Genomic DNA, 16464 nt, shown 5'->3' with positions numbered 1-16464 from the left:
GTTGTCTGTTTTTGCTTTCTGATTGTCTTGGTTTCATTTGTGTAATTTGCAAGAAAAATGAGGGTTAATGGTTAAAATCTTGCAAATTACATAGCATTAAAAAGATATATTGTCAAATAATATTCGCTGGTTAGAAGGTTCTTCAGAGGCGACTAATCAAGGCCGATGAGGCGGAACGGATCGGCCTGATCAACAGGGTGGTTCCCAAGGGAACTCTCCGGGAGGAAACATTGAAGCTGGCCAATGACCTGGCTTCCAAAAGCCCCCTGGCCCTCTGGAACGCCAAGAAGTCTTTTTACGACATGTCGGACCTTGAACTCGACAAGGCCATGGAACTGGTGAACAACCAGTTCGCCCTTCTCTGTTCCACCGATGATGCCGGTGAAGGCATCAGGGCGTTCAGTGAGAAAAGACAGCCTGAATGGCGTATGAAATGAAGTTGCCCCGTCCGATCCCCTGTAACAGATGATCTTTCGGGACAGTATCCGAGAGAAACAACAGGGCGTGACGCGGTGCTCGTGCCGTCCGTGGCAAGGGAGAGCGTCATGCCGCTTCGGGGGAAGACGTTGAGGGGAACCCGCCGATTCTTCAGGTTCTCTCGCCAAAGATGGCCCGGCCGATTCTGACCATGGTGGCGCCTTCTTCTATTGCCACGGCGTAATCGCCGGACATGCCCATGGACAGTTCTTTCATGGACACACCGGGAATGCCCTCATCATCGATGCGGTCCCGCAGCTCACGGAGCGACCTGAAAAAGGGCCTCGCCGCTTCAGGGTCCGCCGACCAGGGAGGCATGGTCATGAGCCCGCGGATGGAAAGGTTCTTCAAAACCGACAGCCGGCGGACCAGTTCCGGCGTCTCCTCGCCGGCGACACCGCTTTTCGACTGCTCTCCGGCCAGGTTCACTGCAACGAGGATATTCATGACACGGCCCACACCTTCAGCGCGTCGGTCGATTTCCCGGGCTACTTCGATCCTGTCCACGGAATGGATCATATCCATGAACCGAACGGTGTACTTTGCCTTGTTTCGCTGCAGGCGGCCGATAAAATGCCACTCGATGTCCCGGTCTTTCAGAAGGGCGAACGTGCGCTGCGCCTCCTGAGCGTAATTTTCGCCGATGATGCGGACACCGGCCTCGAGGGCCTCGCTGATCCGCTCATCGTCGACCTGCTTCGTTACTGCAACGAGTCTGATGTCGGCGGGATCACGCCCCGAACGCAGGGCCGCGCCGGCCATGGTCTCGCGGACCCGTTCGACAGCATCCTTTATTGATGGCATGACGACTGCTTCCTTTCATCTCATCCTGAAAAACGGACAATGTTCAGACGCTTCATTGCCTGAACCACTTCCGCCAATGGCAGGCCGATGACGTTGGTACCCGACCCCCTGATTTCCGCCACAAATGATGCCGCTTTGCCCTGAATGGCGTACCCGCCCGCCTTGTCATAGGGTTCATCACTCGCTACGTACCAGTCGATCTCATCATCGTCGAGGTCTCTGAAGAAAACCGACGATTCGACAGCCCGCGTGATTTGCCTGGCTCCCCCTTCTCCGACGATGAAAAAGGCGGTGATGACGCGGTGCTCACGACCACTGAGCCTCCGGAGCATTGCCCGGGCGTTTTCGGGATCCGTCGGCTTTCCCAGGATCGTACCATCTACCACGACGATCGTGTCGGCGGCAAGAACCCACGCCCCGGGATGCCGGGCGGCAACGACCATCGCCTTCGTCCGGGCGAGCCTCAACGCGTGTTCAGCGGGGGTCTCGCCGTTTAGGTGATTTTCTTCCACGCCGCTTGCTTCGACAGTAAATTCAAGACCCAGTCCTGTGAGCATCTCGTTACGACGAGGCGACAGGGAGGCAAGTATGAATAGCCCGTTCATGCATATTCGCTTTTGACTTGTAATGATCATGGTTGTATATAATCCATGCGCCCGGATTATTCAAGAAGTCACGAACACCACGCACCGAGTCCCGACCGGGAGAGCCCTTTGAATTGTGTCAGTTCGAGGAGCATCGCGACGAGAAATCCCTGTCCCGGGCAAAGCGAGGGATCTTTGAGACTTCTCACATGCGTTCGAAGTGACGGGGGAACGTTCGAGCTGACGGGGAAGAGGTCGAAATGACACAATCGACAGGTTTTCGATAAAGGTCTCCGGGAGAGACAAGGGGTATCGCTGAATGTCGATTTTCCTGCCCATCTTTATCTTTGTCATGGGAGCATCCATCGGAAGCTTTCTGAACGTGTGCATTTTCAGAATTCCCGAGGGGAAGTCCATCGTTCTGCCCGCCTCCCATTGCATGGCATGCGGCGCGCCGCTGAAGCTGTATGACAACATTCCCATCATCAGCTATATCCTGCTCCGGGGATCCTGTCGGCACTGCGGAGCCGGGATTTCACCCCAGTATCCCGCCGTGGAGGCACTGACGGGGATCATGGCCCTGCTTCTGTATTTCAAGTACGGCGTTTCCTGGCACTTTCTGTTCACCTTTCTTTTTACGGCATCCCTGGTCGTCGTCACCGTCATCGATCTGCGGCACCAGATCATTCCTCACGTCATAACTCTGCCCGGGATTCCTCTCTGTTTCCTGGCTGCCGTTTTTTTTCTGGGGGTGAGCGCTCTGGATGCCTTCCTGGGCGTGATGATCGGTGCCGGCTGTCTTTACTTCGTCGCCGTCTATTATGAATGGATCACGGACCGGGAAGGCATGGGCGGCGGGGATATAAATCTCCTGGCCATGATGGGCGCTTTCCTGGGTTGGCAGTCACTTATATACATCGTTCTCGCCGCGTCACTGTCGGGAGCCGTCATCGGCATCGTCGCCATGGCGTGGAAAGGGAAAAACTCTCAATACGCCGTTCCCTTCGGACCTTTCCTGTCCATCGGCGCGCTGTCCTACCTTTTTGTCGGAGAATGGTTCCTGGCATTCATCGCGGGCCGCTGAGCCTGTACCGACCCTGCTGAACAGAGGCCCCTAAATCCGCGATTTCCGTTGATCTAGGGGCTCCATGCCCCGTGGTCAGTTCGGCATCAAGGCGGTCTTCTTCCGCATTGGTACTCCGGCCTGTAATCTCGGACGGCTCTTTGTTCTTACGACGCTCGATGCCTCCCGGAACCGCCACCTGAAACCGCCTCAATCCGGGGCGGTACGCATACAACACGCACTGTCATGCACCGAGTCAATTTCCTTGACTTGCACAGGTTCGTCGTATTATAAGCCCCTTGGTTATAATGCTGATTTACAGGGCACACCAGCGGTTGGCCATGGCGCCAACTTTTGCTTTTTTATGTGCCCGGGCGGACCACGGGATATGAGAAAAAAACTGGTAAAACTGCTTCTTGACGCGATACTCCGGTGCGTTGACAGGGGGAACCTGGCGCCCTGCCCCCTCCCCCCCATAGAAGTGGAGCTGCCCCGGGAGGGGGCCCATGGAGATTTCGCCTCCACCGTGGCCATGACCCTCGCTCCGATACAGAAAAACAACCCCCGTTCCCTGGCGCGGACAATTCTCGACGCGATCGATGACCGGGAAGACATAATCGACCGCATCGAAATAGCGGGACCGGGGTTCATCAATTTTTTTATCCGGCCTGATTACTGGCCGGAACTTCTGCGGGAACCCGACCGCCTCAAGGAACGTTTCGGTGAATCCTCCCTGGGGGCGGGAAAGAACGTCCAGGTTGAATTCGTCAGCGCCAATCCCACGGGGCCCCTTCATATCGGCCATGCCCGGGGAGCCGTGACGGGAGATGTCATCGCCCGCATTCTCGAGATTTCAGGCTACTCCGTGTCCCGGGAATATTACATCAATGACGCGGGCAACCAGATGGATCTTCTTGGAAAATCCATCTTCCACCGATACCGGGAACTCTTCGGGGACAAGGAACCTTTCCCGGACGACTGTTACCAGGGCGAGTACATCATCACCCTGGCCGGGGAAATCATGAATCGCGACGGAGCGCGCCACATGGACAGCGAGCCTGACGAGGCCGTCGCGTTTTTTACGGAATACGGCTGCGCCGCCATCATGGACGGTATCAGGGAAGACCTGGCAGCTTTCGGCGTCACCTTTGATCGCTATTTCAGTGAAAAAGAACTCTATGAAAACAACGGCGTGGCCCGGCTGATCGAGGAACTTCAGGAACGGGGTTTCGTCTACCGTGAAGGAGACACACTCTGGTTCAGGACCACCGATTTCGGTGATGACAAAGACCGGGTGGTGGTGCGTGATACGGGTGAACCGACCTATTTCGCCGCCGATATCGGCTATCACAAGAACAAGTATGATCGGGGCTTCGATACGGTCATCGACGTATGGGGCGCCGACCACCACGGCTATATTCCTCGCATGTACGCGGGCATACAGGCCATCGGCAAGGACAGGTCCGCCCTCCAGGTGGTCCTGGTACAGCTGGTGAATCTCCTGCGGGATGGTGTTCCCGTTGCCATGTCGACCCGGGCGGGGGAATTCGTCACCCTGAGGGAAGTTATAGACGAGGTGGGCCGGGACGCGGCGCGATACAACTTCCTGATGAGGCGGTCCAACAGTCACCTGGATTTCGATTTGGAAGTCGCCAAGAGGCAGTCACATGAAAATCCCGTCTATTACGTCCAGTACGCCCACGCCCGCATCGCGAGTGTCATGAGGACGGCCCGCGAGCGGGGCTTCGACATCCCTTCCTATGACGATGTGGACCTGGCACTGCTCTCGCTGGAGGAAGAACGGGAACTCGTAAAAACTATCGACCGGTTCCCCGATGTTGTCGAGGGGAGCGCCCGCAGCCTGGAACCCCACCGCATCCCCTTTTACAGCAACGATCTTGCATCGGCCTTTCACAGCTATTACAATAGAAACCGTATTATCGGCGAGGATGTGAATCTCAGCAGAGCTCGGCTTTTCCTTGTCAAGAATATCGGGGTGGTTCTGGGAAACGCCTTGAGACTGCTGGGAGTGACCGCTCCCGAACGAATGTAGTACGCGCGGAACCCCGTCCTTCAGAACAGCCCGAGGAGAATGTCCATGGCAGCGGCGAGGAGGAAAAAATCTTTCGAATTGAGCTTCGGCGCGCTGGGCATCACCATTCTCGTGGTGGGGATTTCTTTTCTGCTCCTTATCTCGTTTATTTCGGGACTCCTGGTGGGCCGCAACATCGAAAGCTATCCTGAAAAGATCGCCAGGGGTATTCCGTCGACGATCAGGGAAAAGATCAGCGGAAGTGAAGAGACCGTGCTGGTCGTGACGGAGACGCGAAACGATGTACCGCTGACCTTCTACAAGACGCTGTCCAAAGAAGGAGATGATGCGGTCGGCGCGATGCCGTCCCCCAGGGACCTTCCACCGGTTCGAACGCCGCCGCCGGCCGGGGCTGACTCACCGGTGACGGCCGTCGCGCCGTCGGCGCCGGGAGCATACACGATCCAGGTAGCGGCTTTCCGGGACAGGGCAAGCGCGGAAAGACTCCGGTCCCGGTTAGGGAAAATAAACAGCACCGCCCGTATTCATGAAAGCGACTCCCCGGGCCAGGGAACCTGGTTCCGTCTGCGGATCGAAGGGTTTGACACCCGTGAAGCGGCTCAGGGGGAGGCGCAGAGAATCGAGGCGGCTGTCAGGGGATTGAGCTGCCTCATTCTGAAAAATTAGCGGCTTTGTACCGGCTTGTGAAGGAAACCGTTCACCATGTTTGAGAACCTGACAGACAAACTTGACTCCATATTCAAGAAGCTCAAGGGCCATGGTGTGCTTGATGAAGAAAACATCAAGCTCGCCCTCAGGGACATCCGCATGGCCCTCCTCGAGGCTGATGTAAATTTCAAGGTCGTCAAGGACTTCGTGGAAGACGTGCGTCAACTGGCCGTCGGCCGTGAAGTACTGGAGAGCATCACGCCGGGACAGCAGATCGTCAGGATCGTCCATGACCGCCTCGTTGAGCTGATGGGCGACAGGAACACCTACCTCAAACTGGGATCGCGCCTCCCGGCTCCCATCATGCTGGTCGGCCTCCAGGGCTGCGGCAAGACGACCACGGCCGCCAAGCTGAGCCGCCTGCTTCAGAAGGATGGAAAGAAAGTCGCCCTCGTGTCGGCCGACGTCTATCGCCCCGCCGCCATCGAACAGCTCTCGATTCTGGGGAACAGGCTCGGTGCCCTCGTCTTCGAATCAGCCCGATCGGAAGACCCTGTTGCAATATGTGTCAATGCCCTTGAATTCGCGCGGACGGAAGGCTGTGACGTTCTGATTATCGACACGGCGGGCAGGCTGCATATCGACACTCCCCTGATGGAAGAGTTGATACGCATAAAGGCCGCCGTCAACCCCGCTGAAATTCTCCTGGTGGCCGACGCCATGACAGGCCAAGAAGCTGTTTCCGTAGCGGATTCCTTCAACAAAACACTGGCGATCGACGGTGTCATTCTCACCAAGGTTGACGGCGACGCCCGGGGAGGAGCGGCTCTTTCCCTGAAAAAAGTGACCGGAAAACCGATCAAGTTCCTGGGCGTGGGCGAGAAAATCGATGCCCTCGAAGTATTTCACCCGGAGCGGATGGCCTCCCGCATTCTCGGCATGGGAGACATCCTCACGCTCGTCGAAAAGGCCCAGACGACCATAGACGAACGGGAGGCACGGGAACTCGAAAGAAAACTCAGGAAAGACTCCTTCACGCTCGATGACTTGAAGACACAGATCCTCCAGATCAAAAAAATGGGTCCTCTCCAGGATATCCTGGGTATGATTCCGGGACTCGGCAAGATCAAGGCGCTGAAGAATGTCCGGGCCGATGAGGGCGAACTGGCAAAGGTGGTGGCCGTGATCGATTCCATGACGAAGAAGGAGCGTCTCGATTACAGGGTTCTCAACGGCAGCAGACGCAAGAGAATCGCCCGGGGAAGCGGTACTTCCGTTGAGGACGTCAACAAGGTGATCAAAAACTACGTAGCCATGAAAAAAATGATGAAAAAACTGACGAAGGGTGGTCGCAAATCTCTGTCGAGGGGGAATTTCCCCTTTTAATTGCCCTTTATTTGTGCTAGTAAATGGTGTTACTTGTTTTTACCGGGGGACACTGAACATCCCGAAACTATTGCTTTTGTAAAATACATCAGAACAAGGCAGGAATCTACCAGTATGGCGGCAAAAATCAGACTTACACGGATGGGAACGAAGAAAAAACCTTTTTACAGGATCGTCGTGGCCGATGGAGAATCTCCCCGTGATGGAAAGTTCATCGAAATAGTGGGCAATTATGACCCCCTGAAGGAACCGGCAGTCATAACCATAAAGGAAGACAGGATCGCGGATTGGTTAGCGCGCGGAGCGAAACCGACCCCGACGGTGAGCAGCCTCTTAAAAAAGAAAGGATTCGTCGCAGGGCAACAAGCATCGGTTACCCCGTAACAACCGGGCCGGCATACCCCTATTATTCAACAGACTGTGGAGGTTGACACGATGGAGGGTGGTACGATGAAGGATTTGATCAAGTATATCGCTCAGGCTCTTGTGGACCATCCTGACAAAGTCGATGTTTCTGAGGTGGTGGGTGAACAGACATCGGTCATTGAACTGAGGGTCACGAAGGAGGATCTGGGAAAGGTAATCGGCAAGCAGGGTAAAACGGCGAAGGCGATGCGAACGATCCTGAGTGCCGCCTCTTCCAAACTCCACAAAAGGTCGGTGCTGGAAATTATTGAATAGTTGAAAGACCTCATAGCTATAGGGAAAATCATAAAGCCCAGGGGCCTCAGGGGCCGTGTGAAGGCGGTTTCGTACATGGAATCGCCCGGTATGCTTGAGGACCGGCAGATGGTGCTTATCGGTACCGGCGACCAAGGCGCCTCCCCACATCGCATTAACAGTATCACCCTGCAGGGCAGGAATCTCATTCTCGGTTTCGACGGTATCGACACCATCGAAGCGGCTGAACCCCTCAAGGGCCGGCTCCTGTACCTGTCACGTCAATGGCTTCCCCCGCTTGAAGAAAACGAATATTACTGGAAAGACATCATCGGGCTGAATGTCATGACCGACAATGAACGAACGCTGGGTGTCATCACCGGCGTTCTGCCCACGGGCAGCAACGATGTCTATATCTGCCGCGGCGATGAAGGAGAACTGCTCATTCCCGCCCTGGAAGATGTCATTGTGGACATCGATATCCCGAAGGGCATCATGATTGTCAATCTGCCCGAAGAGCTGTAAAGGGAGCCATGCGATTCGACGTTCTCACCCTCTTCCCGGACATGTTCCGCTCACCCTTCGACGCGAGCCTGATCAGGAAAGCCGTCGACAGCGGCCTTATTGAGATAGAGGTTCACGACATACGGGACTATGCCCGGGGAAAACATCGGGTCACCGACGATGCCCCCTTCGGCGGAGGGGGCGGCATGGTTCTCAAGGTTGATCCCCTGGACCGGGCCCTTCAGAACATTCTTCCAGACCGCCGGGGCGCCTTGGTGATTCTTCTCTCGCCTCAGGGTGAGGTGCTGACACAGGAAAAAGTCGAGGAACTCAGCCGTCATGAACGCATAGTGCTGATCTGCGGCCACTATGAAGGTGTGGATGAGCGGGTATCCCGTTTCATCGCGGACCGGGAACTGTCCATAGGGGACTATGTTCTTTCCGGAGGGGAATGTGCCGCCATGGTCGTGGTCGACGCCGTCTCCCGCCTGGTGGAGGGGTTCACCGGGAACCGGGAATCCGTACTCCGTGATTCCCACACGACGGGGCTGCTTGAGGGTCCCCACTACACAAGACCCAGGACATACAGGGAATGGAGTGTCCCCGACGTTCTCCTTTCGGGCCACAAGAAAAACATCGATGATTGGCGGCGAAGGGAGGCCCTGCGGCGTACCCTCGAACGAAGGCCCGACTTGCTCGAAAAGGCATCCCTGACAGACGAAGACAGGACTATTCTGGAGGCTTTCAGAAATGAGCTGTCAGAGTAGCGACGTCCGCATCGCCCTTCTCCACCACCCTGTCTACAACAGGAAGGGCGATGTGGTGACCACGGCCGTCACGAACCTCGATGTGCACGATATATCGAGAATCGGGCGAACCTTCGGCGTCGCCCGGTTCTATATCGTCACCCCCTTCGAGATACAGCGTGATTTTGTAGGGAGAATCCTTTCCCACTGGCGTGAGGGATATGGCGCCTCCTTCAACCCCGCGCGAAAGGAGGCCTTCGACATAGTGGAGGTCAGGGCATCGCTGGAGGACGTCTGCCGGGAAATAGCAAGGACCGAGGGAACGCATGCCCGCCTGGTGGCCACCAGCGCCTCGAACCGAACCCCCGCGACAGGGTCCTGTGAGCGCTTGCGGAACATGATAGAAGAGGGCGACGGGCATTTCCTTATTCTTTTCGGAACGGGCTGGGGACTCGCGCAGGAGGTGATTGACCGGGCCGAGTTCACTCTTGAACCGATAGAGGGCCCCACGGGCTATAATCATCTTTCCGTGCGGTCGGCCGTTTCGATCGTCATGGACCGTCTTCTGGGACGGCACGACCGATGACATCCGGGGGGATCCCCACGACCTACCTGTCGTGAGCTTTTCGTGCTGTGAGACCCGGTTGAAAACCTGTCGATTGTGTCACTTCGAACGTTCCCCTGTCATTTCGCCCTCTCCCCTGTCACTTCGACCTCTCCCCTGTCACTTCGAACGTTCCCCTGTCACTTCGAACGCATGTGAGAAGTCCAAAAGATCCCTCGCGTTGCTCGGGACAGGGATTTCTCGTCGCGATGCTCCCCGAAATGACACAATGAAAGGTCTCGCTGCGTGAATTCGTGGGCCCGGAGCTGATGTTTCTTCCCGAAAAGATGCCCTGTCCTCCCTTCATCAAAGAGATCATCGATGCGTGAGGCCTTTCTTTTCCATTGACTTTTACCGTTTCTTTGTTCTATATGTTTGCACTTCCGGAATTGTGTCATTTCGGGGAGCATCGCGACGAGAAATGACAAACCAGGTCTCCAATTGTTACACGGCACGAGGAGGATTGTGTCCTATGAATGTTCTCGAGATGTTTGAAAAAGAACAGATGCGGACGGATATTCCCGGCTTCAGGCCCGGTGACACCGTCAAGGTACACGTTCGCATCGTGGAGGGCCAGAAAGAACGTATCCAGGTTTTTCAGGGTACTGTTATCAGAAAACGGGCGGGACGGAGCCGTTCGACCTTCACGGTACGGAAAATATCATCGGGAGTGGGTGTTGAGCGGACCTTCCCCCTTCACTCACCCGTTATCGAAAAGGTCGAACTGGTCATGCAGGGCAGAGTGCGGCGATCCCGCCTCTACTACCTGAGAAACCTCAGGGGCAAGAAAGCCCGTATCAAGGAGTTGGGCAGACTGTAAATGACGGAGTTTGAACGGCAGGGCCGGGCTCTCGGATTTGACCGCATCGCGGGGGTTGACGAAGCCGGGAGAGGCCCCCTCGCCGGCCCCGTTGCGGCAGCGGCGGTAATCCTTCCGCCGGGATATGAAAACGGCGACATACGGGATTCAAAGAAACTCTCCCCGGCCAAGCGGGAAAAGCTCTACCACCGCATACTCCTCGACGCCCTCTCGGTAAAAATCGCCTTCGTTGAACCCTCCGTCATCGATGCCGTCAATATCCTTCAGGCCACAGTGCTGGCCATGAGAAAGGCCGTTCAGGGACTCTCACCGCCTCCGGATTTTGTTCTTGTCGACGGATCGACCGCCATAAACCTTGACATTCCCCAGAAAACCATCATCAAGGGAGACTCCCGGAGTGTCTCCATAGCCGCTGCTTCCATCATCGCCAAGGTTTCCAGGGACCACCTCATGGATCGCTATCACGTACAGTATCCTCAATACAACTTTCGCAGCAACCGCGGATACGGGACCAGGGAACACCGGGAGGCCATAGGGAAGCATGGAATCTGCAAAATCCACAGAAAATCTTTTAACATCAAAATCGAACAACCGTCGTAAAGGAAGAGTGGGAGAACAGATCGCCCTCGAGTTCCTCGTCAGGAGAGGCTACCGCATCGTGGAGAGGAATTACCATTGCATTTTCGGGGAAATTGATATTATAGCCCGTGACGGGAGTGAACTGGTCTTCGTGGAGGTTAAGAGCCGGCGATCGGATATCTTCGGTCTGCCCGAACTTTCCGTGGACCTGAAAAAACAGCGAACGCTCTCGCGAGTGGCTGTCAACTACCTGCAGCAGAAGGGTCTCCTCGAAAAGGAAGCACGCTTTGACGTCCTGGCAATTCAGACGACGGCCCGAGGCAACCACGTGCATTATATCCCCAACGCATTCGACATGATCCTCTGACAAAGCACCGGACATGAAACAGGGAACACTATTCATCGTCGCAACCCCCATCGGCAATCTCGAGGACATAACGCTCAGGGCGATCCGCGTTCTCCGGGAGGTTGATCTCATCGCCGCCGAGGATACGAGGCGCACTGCGATCCTCCTCCGCCACTACGGCATTGAAACGCCCGTCACGAGTCTTCACGACCACAACGAACGCGAAAAAAGCGGCACCCTCGTCTCAAGGCTGATCCAGGGATCGTCAATCGCCTATGTGTCCGACGCGGGAACGCCGGGTATTTCCGACCCCGGTTTTGTTTTCCTCAGGGAGGCCCTGGCCGGTTCGATCGAGGTAGTCGCCATACCGGGCCCCTCATCGGTTATCGCCGCTCTCAGCGTGTCCGGTCTCCCTATGGACAGCTTCAGCTTCTTCGGATTTCCGCCGTCACGGTCGGCAAAACGACGTCAATTCCTGGAATCTTTAGAGGAAAGAACCGAGACGCTTGTATTTTTTGAATCGCCCCGGCGGCTTCAGTCGAGTCTTCGAGACATGCTGGAGATTCTCGGCAATCGCGAGATAACGATTTCCAGGGAACTGACGAAGCTTCACGAAGAGACGATGCGGGGCACCCTGTCGGCCGTCATGGAGCGGATCGGTGACGCTCCCGTCAGGGGCGAGGTTACCATGGTCTTGGAAGGAAACCGGACGGGCCCGCGCCGACCGTCACCGGAAGCCCTGTGGGGACTCTATCTGGACGCCGCGAAAGACGGAGCGCTGTCCACCAGGGACGGGGTGGCCCGGGTGGCCCGGGAAACGGGGATACCGAAAAAAGACGTGTACCGGATCGTGCTGGAGAATCTGAAAGACCGATAAAACAGGCGTCACCTGTCAGACCCCCGTTCCCTCTCAAAAAGCTCTGGCATGGACGCCCGCATAAATGCTATGGTGATCAACAGTTTATAATCACACAAACGTCGGAGGAATGAATGATTCAATGGTTTAAAAAGAGAGGGACCCTCTCTTTCTTTCTTGTTGCCCTCCTGGTCCTGCTGATCGGCGGTGCCTATCTCCGAAGTATGCCCGCCCTTTCCGCGGAAGCCGAAACATATCAAAATCTCAAAAAATTCGGAGAGATTCTTGACCTCATAGAAAGAAACTATGTTGAGGAGGTCGACCCGAATGAACTTCTACAGGGGGCCATTGAAGGAATGATGAAAACCCTGGATCCTCACAGCACCTACATGACAGAGGAAATGTACCGGGAATTGCAGGTGGATACGAGAGGCGTGTTCGGCGGCCTCGGAATTGTCATCTCGATGAGAAATGAGGTTATCACCGTGGTGGCTCCCCTCGAAGACACGCCTGCCTTCAAGGCGGGAATTATCACCGGTGACGCCATCGTCAGGATCGACGGCACGGATACGGCCGGCATGACCATCATGGAAGCGGTTCAAAAGCTTCGAGGTCCCAAAGGTACGGACGTGACCATAAGCATTATGAGGGATGACTTCGATCAACCGAAGGACTTCACCATAACCAGGGACATCATCAAGGTTCAGAGCGTCAAGCACCGGGTCTTGCACGATGACATCGGATACATCCGGATCTCGTCCTTCCAGGAAAACACGACGGATGACCTGAAAAAGACACTGGCCGCCCTGCGCGCCCAAGAGACACCGCTGCGGGGCATCATTCTGGATCTGCGCAACAATCCCGGCGGGCTGCTTGACCAGGCTGTGAGTGTGTCCGACCTGTTTTTGAAAACAGGAGTCATTGTCTCCACGAAAGGAAGAGGCGACAAGAACATCGAGAAGGTGTACCGGGCCCGGGACTATGGGACAGAACCGGAGGCGCCGATGATCGTCCTTGTCAATGGAGGAAGCGCCAGCGGCTCCGAGATCCTGGCGGGGGCCCTCCGGGACAATAACCGGGCGCTCCTCCTGGGAACGCAGACATTCGGCAAGGGTGTCATGCAGGTTATCATTCCGCTCCGTGACGGCTCGGCCGTAAAACTGACCACGGCAAAATACTTCACGCCCAGCGGTGTGTCCATTCAGGCAAAGGGTCTGAGCCCTGATTTTGTCGTAGAATACCGGCGGCCTGATCAATCCCCCGATACTGAACGGCTCCAGCTTCGCGAAAAGGACCTGGAGGGACACATCAGGGGAGACTATCCCCAGGAGGACGAGAGCATCCCGAACGGACCCGGTGATTTTTATCAGCCTGATACGGGCGAGTTCATCATTGACAACCAGATGCAGCGGGCCATCGACCTCATCAGGAGCTGGGAGATGTTTCAAAAAACGCAGAAGGGTTAAAATACGGTAACACTCCGGGGTGAAAAAAAACAGTCGGAAACGACGGAAGAAGAGCGGCTCTTTCACGCGGCTGCATCTCCTCTCGTTACTGGTGATTCTCGCTTTTGGAATATCCTTTGCATTTTTTCTCTACAGTCACAGAGAACAGCCGGAACCCCCGGTGGAAAGGACCGGGCCGTCGGTTTCAGGGGATATAAAAAAAATCGATCCGCCGCCGCGGGCACGCGAGGACGCCCCCAGACGTTTCATGGCCCTTGTCATCGACGACATCGGTTATGACATGACGGCCGTGGACACTCTTCTGGCACTGAATATCCCCATAACGTTCAGCGTACTTCCGCACTGCCCCTATTCCGCCGTCTCCGCCCGCAGAGCCCACGAGGCGGGCCACGAGGTCATCCTCCACCTCCCAATGGAGCCTCTGGGGTATCCGGACGCCGACCCCGGTGAAGGTGCCCTGCTGGTCGGCATGACACGGCGGGAAATACTGAAAACGGTCGAGTCAAACCTCCGGTCCGTCCCCTATATTTCAGGAGTCAATAATCACATGGGTTCACGCTTCATGGAGCATGAAGACAAGCTGATCGCCATATTCAGCGAGCTGAAAAAAAGGAGACTCTTTTTCCTGGACAGCCTTACGTCTCCCACGACAAAGGGACGGTCGGCGGCGAACACCGTCGCTATCGACTACATTACGCGGGACATCTTTCTGGACAACAGCAGAAACAGGGAAGACACCTTCAAGGCTCTGCTGAAACTCCTGGATATGGATAATCATTGGACAACGCTCGTTGTCATCGGCCATCCATACCCGAGCACCCTGGAAGCACTCGAACGGGCTCTGCCCTATTTCGCAGAGAGCGACATCGAGACGGTGCCGCTCTCTCACATTATCAACCGCTGCATGCCATGATACCGATCCGCCCCATCCGTCTATTGCGGTCACTTATCCTGCTTCTGTTCCTGCTTTCAGCGGCGGGCTGCGCGCACTTTAACGACATCGCCGCCAGGGCTGACAGACCGGGTCTTCGCGCCGACGCTTATTACCACTATACCCTCGGGGTTCTGCACAATCTGGCCGGAGAGTTCGAACCGGCCCTGGAAGAGTTCGACCGCGCGCTCCGGCATGATCCTGAGTCACCCTACCTCATGACTGAAAAGGCGACTACCCTGCTTCAAATGAATGACACGCGGGGGGCCGTCACGATCCTGGAAGCGTCCCTGCAGCGGCATCCGGAATACGTGGATACCCACATATTGCTGGGGAGGCTCTATGAAAGAGCCGGCGCCCGGGAAAAAGCCATCAGCCATTACCGGACCGTGATCGGCCTTGAACCCCATATGGCCGACCCGTACCTTCTGCTGAGCCTCCTGTATAAAACCGGCGGCGACTATGACCAGGCCATCGCGACCCTTCAGGAACTGCTCGAGAGGGATCCCGAGAGCTACATAGCCGCCTATCAGCTCGCCCATCTGTACATGGAAACGAGGCAGATGAAAGAGGCCAGGCACTGGCTGCACCACACGATGAAGGTGAAGCCCTCCTTCGACTCGGCTCTCACCGACCTGGCTCTCATTTCTGAAATCGAAGAAGACGAAGAACGGGCCATTGAGCTGTATCGTGACTACCTGAAGTCCAACCCCCAGGATGCAGAGGTACGCCTCCGGCTCGGCCGGTTGCTTCTCAGGCGGGAAAGCTACAGTGACTCGGCCCGGGAGTTCGAAGAAATAATCCGGGTCCAGCCTGAATTTTCAGAAGCTCGGTTCTCTCTGGCCCTGTCCTACCTTTTCGGAAACAGAAACATTGAAGAAGCGGCGGAAATATTCGGGGACCTCCTGGAGGAAAGCCCCGAAAACGACAGGATCCGATACTTTCTCGCGTCCTCATTACAGGAGCTGAAACGCTCCGGCGAGGCCCTGGATCATTTCAGCCGTGTGGATGCCCTGTCCGATCTCTTCGCGCCTTCCCGTATCCAGATGGCCCTGATACTCGATCACGAGGGGCGCGCCGAGGAAGCTATCGACAGTATCTATGACGCCATTACCCTCAAGGCGGATGACCCTGATTTATACAGGCTCCTGGCATCATTGTACGAAGAATCGGGAAAACCCGACCGGGCTCTGATGATTTTAAAGGAAGCGCTCGATGCCGTCCCTGAAAACCCCGACATCCGCTACCGCATCGGTCTGCTCTATGAACGAACGGGACACTTCGAAAAAGCCATCGCGCAGGTAAAGGAAATCCTCGAACATGACCCCCTGAACGCGGAGGCTATGAACTTTATCGGATACAGTTACGCCGACCGGGGAATCAATCTCGATGAAGCGGAAAAGCTTATTACGGAAGCGCTCCGGCTGAAACCCGGAAGCGGCCACATCATCGACAGCCTGGGCTGGGTGTATTTCAGGCAGGAACGGATTTCCGAGGCCATTCAGTATCTCGAAGAGGCCCTGAGTCTTCTCCCCGACGACCCGACAATAGCGGAACACCTCGGCGATGCCTACAGGGCGGCGGGAATGATCGAAAAGGCCCTGGAAACCTACGGCAAGGCTCTCGATAACAACCCGGACAATCAGGAACTGCGGGAAAAAATCGACCGCCTCAGGGAACAACCGAAGCGCTGAGGATAACGGCTTCACGGCTTGAGACCTTTCATTGTGTCATTGAGAGGAGCATCGCGATTTTGTTATTTCGAGGAGCATCGCGATTGTGTCATTTCGAGGAGCGAAGCAATTTTGTCATTTCGAGGAGCGAAGCGACGAGAAATCCTGATGATGGCCGTTAGTGAAAGATTTCTCCCTTCGGTCGAAATGACAAAAATGGCTGGTATTCAAGCTTACCCCTTGTCATTTCGAGGAGCGCTTTAA

General features: G+C 55.9%; 19 protein-coding genes. 17 read left to right on the top strand and 2 right to left on the bottom strand.

The features are described 5' to 3' along the window. Nucleotides 1-197: 197 nt before the first annotated feature. Complete coding sequence (locus M0Q23_09730; GenBank protein MCK9528894.1) at nucleotides 198-437, top strand: enoyl-CoA hydratase-related protein; 240 nt, start codon at nucleotides 198-200, stop codon at nucleotides 435-437. 151 nt (nucleotides 438-588) lie between these two features. On the opposite strand, the gene M0Q23_09725 is transcribed toward M0Q23_09730, so the two are convergent. Together M0Q23_09725 and M0Q23_09720 are read right to left on the bottom strand one after the other, a co-directional pair. Beyond that, entirely contained in the window at nucleotides 589-1281 is a 693-nt protein-coding gene (locus M0Q23_09725; protein ID MCK9528893.1) for a YggS family pyridoxal phosphate-dependent enzyme, read from the bottom strand. Nucleotides 1282-1301: 20 nt separating this feature from the next. Beyond that, on the bottom strand, nucleotides 1302-1886 hold the full coding sequence (locus M0Q23_09720; protein MCK9528892.1) for a Maf family protein: 585 nt from the start codon (nucleotides 1884-1886) through the stop codon (nucleotides 1302-1304). Nucleotides 1887-2184: 298 nt separating this feature from the next. Here M0Q23_09720 and M0Q23_09715 point away from each other — a divergent pair, with 298 nt between their 5' ends. The 16 genes from M0Q23_09715 (at nucleotide 2185) to M0Q23_09640 (ending at nucleotide 16221) form a co-directional block, all read left to right on the top strand. Next, the gene (locus M0Q23_09715; GenBank protein ID MCK9528891.1) at nucleotides 2185-2949 is read left to right on the top strand and encodes a prepilin peptidase; all 765 of its coding nucleotides are present in this window, start codon (nucleotides 2185-2187) and stop codon (nucleotides 2947-2949) included. Between the two features lie 367 nt (nucleotides 2950-3316). Next, nucleotides 3317-4981, top strand: a complete 1665-nt coding sequence (argS, locus tag M0Q23_09710; GenBank protein MCK9528890.1) for an arginine--tRNA ligase — start codon at nucleotides 3317-3319, stop codon at nucleotides 4979-4981. A 45-nt stretch (nucleotides 4982-5026) separates the two neighbouring features. Continuing rightward, nucleotides 5027-5647, top strand: a complete 621-nt coding sequence (locus M0Q23_09705; protein ID MCK9528889.1) for an SPOR domain-containing protein — start codon at nucleotides 5027-5029, stop codon at nucleotides 5645-5647. 36 nt (nucleotides 5648-5683) lie between these two features. Next, complete coding sequence (gene ffh / locus M0Q23_09700) at nucleotides 5684-7015, top strand: signal recognition particle protein (GenBank protein ID MCK9528888.1); 1332 nt, start codon at nucleotides 5684-5686, stop codon at nucleotides 7013-7015. Between the two features lie 114 nt (nucleotides 7016-7129). Further along, on the top strand, nucleotides 7130-7399 hold the full coding sequence (gene rpsP, locus M0Q23_09695; protein ID MCK9528887.1) for a 30S ribosomal protein S16: 270 nt from the start codon (nucleotides 7130-7132) through the stop codon (nucleotides 7397-7399). 66 nt (nucleotides 7400-7465) lie between these two features. Next, nucleotides 7466-7696 carry a KH domain-containing protein gene (locus tag M0Q23_09690; protein MCK9528886.1) on the top strand — a complete coding sequence of 77 codons (231 nt, stop codon included), beginning with the start codon at nucleotides 7466-7468 and terminating at the stop codon, nucleotides 7694-7696. A gap of 57 nt (nucleotides 7697-7753) precedes the next feature. Next, nucleotides 7754-8200: a ribosome maturation factor RimM gene (gene rimM, locus M0Q23_09685; protein MCK9528885.1), complete on the top strand. Its 447-nt coding sequence runs from the start codon at nucleotides 7754-7756 to the stop codon at nucleotides 8198-8200. Between the two features lie 8 nt (nucleotides 8201-8208). Further along, nucleotides 8209-8946, top strand: coding sequence for a tRNA (guanosine(37)-N1)-methyltransferase TrmD (gene trmD / locus M0Q23_09680; protein MCK9528884.1), 738 nt, complete (start codon nucleotides 8209-8211; stop codon nucleotides 8944-8946). Then, nucleotides 8930-9511 carry an RNA methyltransferase gene (locus M0Q23_09675; GenBank protein ID MCK9528883.1) on the top strand — a complete coding sequence of 194 codons (582 nt, stop codon included), beginning with the start codon at nucleotides 8930-8932 and terminating at the stop codon, nucleotides 9509-9511. The genes trmD and M0Q23_09675 overlap by 17 nt, the downstream gene beginning before the upstream one ends. A gap of 490 nt (nucleotides 9512-10001) precedes the next feature. After that, entirely contained in the window at nucleotides 10002-10349 is a 348-nt protein-coding gene (gene rplS, locus M0Q23_09670) for a 50S ribosomal protein L19 (GenBank protein ID MCK9528882.1), read from the top strand. Then, a complete protein-coding gene (locus tag M0Q23_09665; protein MCK9528881.1) occupies nucleotides 10350-10949 on the top strand; it encodes a ribonuclease HII in 600 nt (199 codons plus the stop codon). It abuts the gene before it with no gap. A gap of 7 nt (nucleotides 10950-10956) precedes the next feature. Further along, a complete protein-coding gene (locus M0Q23_09660) occupies nucleotides 10957-11295 on the top strand; it encodes a YraN family protein (GenBank protein ID MCK9528880.1) in 339 nt (112 codons plus the stop codon). A gap of 13 nt (nucleotides 11296-11308) precedes the next feature. Then, nucleotides 11309-12151 carry a 16S rRNA (cytidine(1402)-2'-O)-methyltransferase gene (rsmI, locus tag M0Q23_09655; protein MCK9528879.1) on the top strand — a complete coding sequence of 281 codons (843 nt, stop codon included), beginning with the start codon at nucleotides 11309-11311 and terminating at the stop codon, nucleotides 12149-12151. Nucleotides 12152-12264: 113 nt separating this feature from the next. After that, complete coding sequence (locus M0Q23_09650; GenBank protein ID MCK9528878.1) at nucleotides 12265-13596, top strand: S41 family peptidase; 1332 nt, start codon at nucleotides 12265-12267, stop codon at nucleotides 13594-13596. A 19-nt stretch (nucleotides 13597-13615) separates the two neighbouring features. Beyond that, nucleotides 13616-14509, top strand: a complete 894-nt coding sequence (locus M0Q23_09645) for a divergent polysaccharide deacetylase family protein (protein ID MCK9528877.1) — start codon at nucleotides 13616-13618, stop codon at nucleotides 14507-14509. Continuing rightward, the gene (locus tag M0Q23_09640) at nucleotides 14506-16221 is read left to right on the top strand and encodes a tetratricopeptide repeat protein (protein MCK9528876.1); all 1716 of its coding nucleotides are present in this window, start codon (nucleotides 14506-14508) and stop codon (nucleotides 16219-16221) included. The genes M0Q23_09645 and M0Q23_09640 overlap by 4 nt, the downstream gene beginning before the upstream one ends. Nucleotides 16222-16464 lie beyond the last annotated feature (243 nt).

It is taken from the genome of Syntrophales bacterium (genome assembly GCA_023228425.1).
Lineage (GTDB): Bacteria > Desulfobacterota > Syntrophia > Syntrophales > UBA2210 > MLS-D.
This window is presented reverse-complemented; position numbering and strand designations above follow the sequence as displayed.

What these genes read in the sequence shown, in the direction of transcription:
- rplS (MCK9528882.1), top strand. Translation starts at nt 10,002, where the DNA reads ATGAATGTTCTCGAGATGTTTGAAAAAGAACAGATGCGGACGGATATT.
- M0Q23_09665 (MCK9528881.1), top strand. Translation starts at nt 10,350, where the DNA reads ATGACGGAGTTTGAACGGCAGGGCCGGGCTCTCGGATTTGACCGCATC.
- trmD (MCK9528884.1), top strand. Translation starts at nt 8,209, where the DNA reads ATGCGATTCGACGTTCTCACCCTCTTCCCGGACATGTTCCGCTCACCC.
- M0Q23_09690 (MCK9528886.1), top strand. Translation starts at nt 7,466, where the DNA reads ATGAAGGATTTGATCAAGTATATCGCTCAGGCTCTTGTGGACCATCCT.
- rsmI (MCK9528879.1), top strand. Translation starts at nt 11,309, where the DNA reads ATGAAACAGGGAACACTATTCATCGTCGCAACCCCCATCGGCAATCTC.
- ffh (MCK9528888.1), top strand. Translation starts at nt 5,684, where the DNA reads ATGTTTGAGAACCTGACAGACAAACTTGACTCCATATTCAAGAAGCTC.
- argS (MCK9528890.1), top strand. Translation starts at nt 3,317, where the DNA reads ATGAGAAAAAAACTGGTAAAACTGCTTCTTGACGCGATACTCCGGTGC.
- M0Q23_09720 (MCK9528892.1), bottom strand. Translation starts at nt 1,886, where the DNA reads ATGAACGGGCTATTCATACTTGCCTCCCTGTCGCCTCGTCGTAACGAG.
- rpsP (MCK9528887.1), top strand. Translation starts at nt 7,130, where the DNA reads ATGGCGGCAAAAATCAGACTTACACGGATGGGAACGAAGAAAAAACCT.
- M0Q23_09705 (MCK9528889.1), top strand. Translation starts at nt 5,027, where the DNA reads ATGGCAGCGGCGAGGAGGAAAAAATCTTTCGAATTGAGCTTCGGCGCG.
- M0Q23_09650 (MCK9528878.1), top strand. Translation starts at nt 12,265, where the DNA reads ATGATTCAATGGTTTAAAAAGAGAGGGACCCTCTCTTTCTTTCTTGTT.
- M0Q23_09675 (MCK9528883.1), top strand. Translation starts at nt 8,930, where the DNA reads ATGAGCTGTCAGAGTAGCGACGTCCGCATCGCCCTTCTCCACCACCCT.
- M0Q23_09725 (MCK9528893.1), bottom strand. Translation starts at nt 1,281, where the DNA reads ATGCCATCAATAAAGGATGCTGTCGAACGGGTCCGCGAGACCATGGCC.
- M0Q23_09640 (MCK9528876.1), top strand. Translation starts at nt 14,506, where the DNA reads ATGATACCGATCCGCCCCATCCGTCTATTGCGGTCACTTATCCTGCTT.
- M0Q23_09715 (MCK9528891.1), top strand. Translation starts at nt 2,185, where the DNA reads ATGTCGATTTTCCTGCCCATCTTTATCTTTGTCATGGGAGCATCCATC.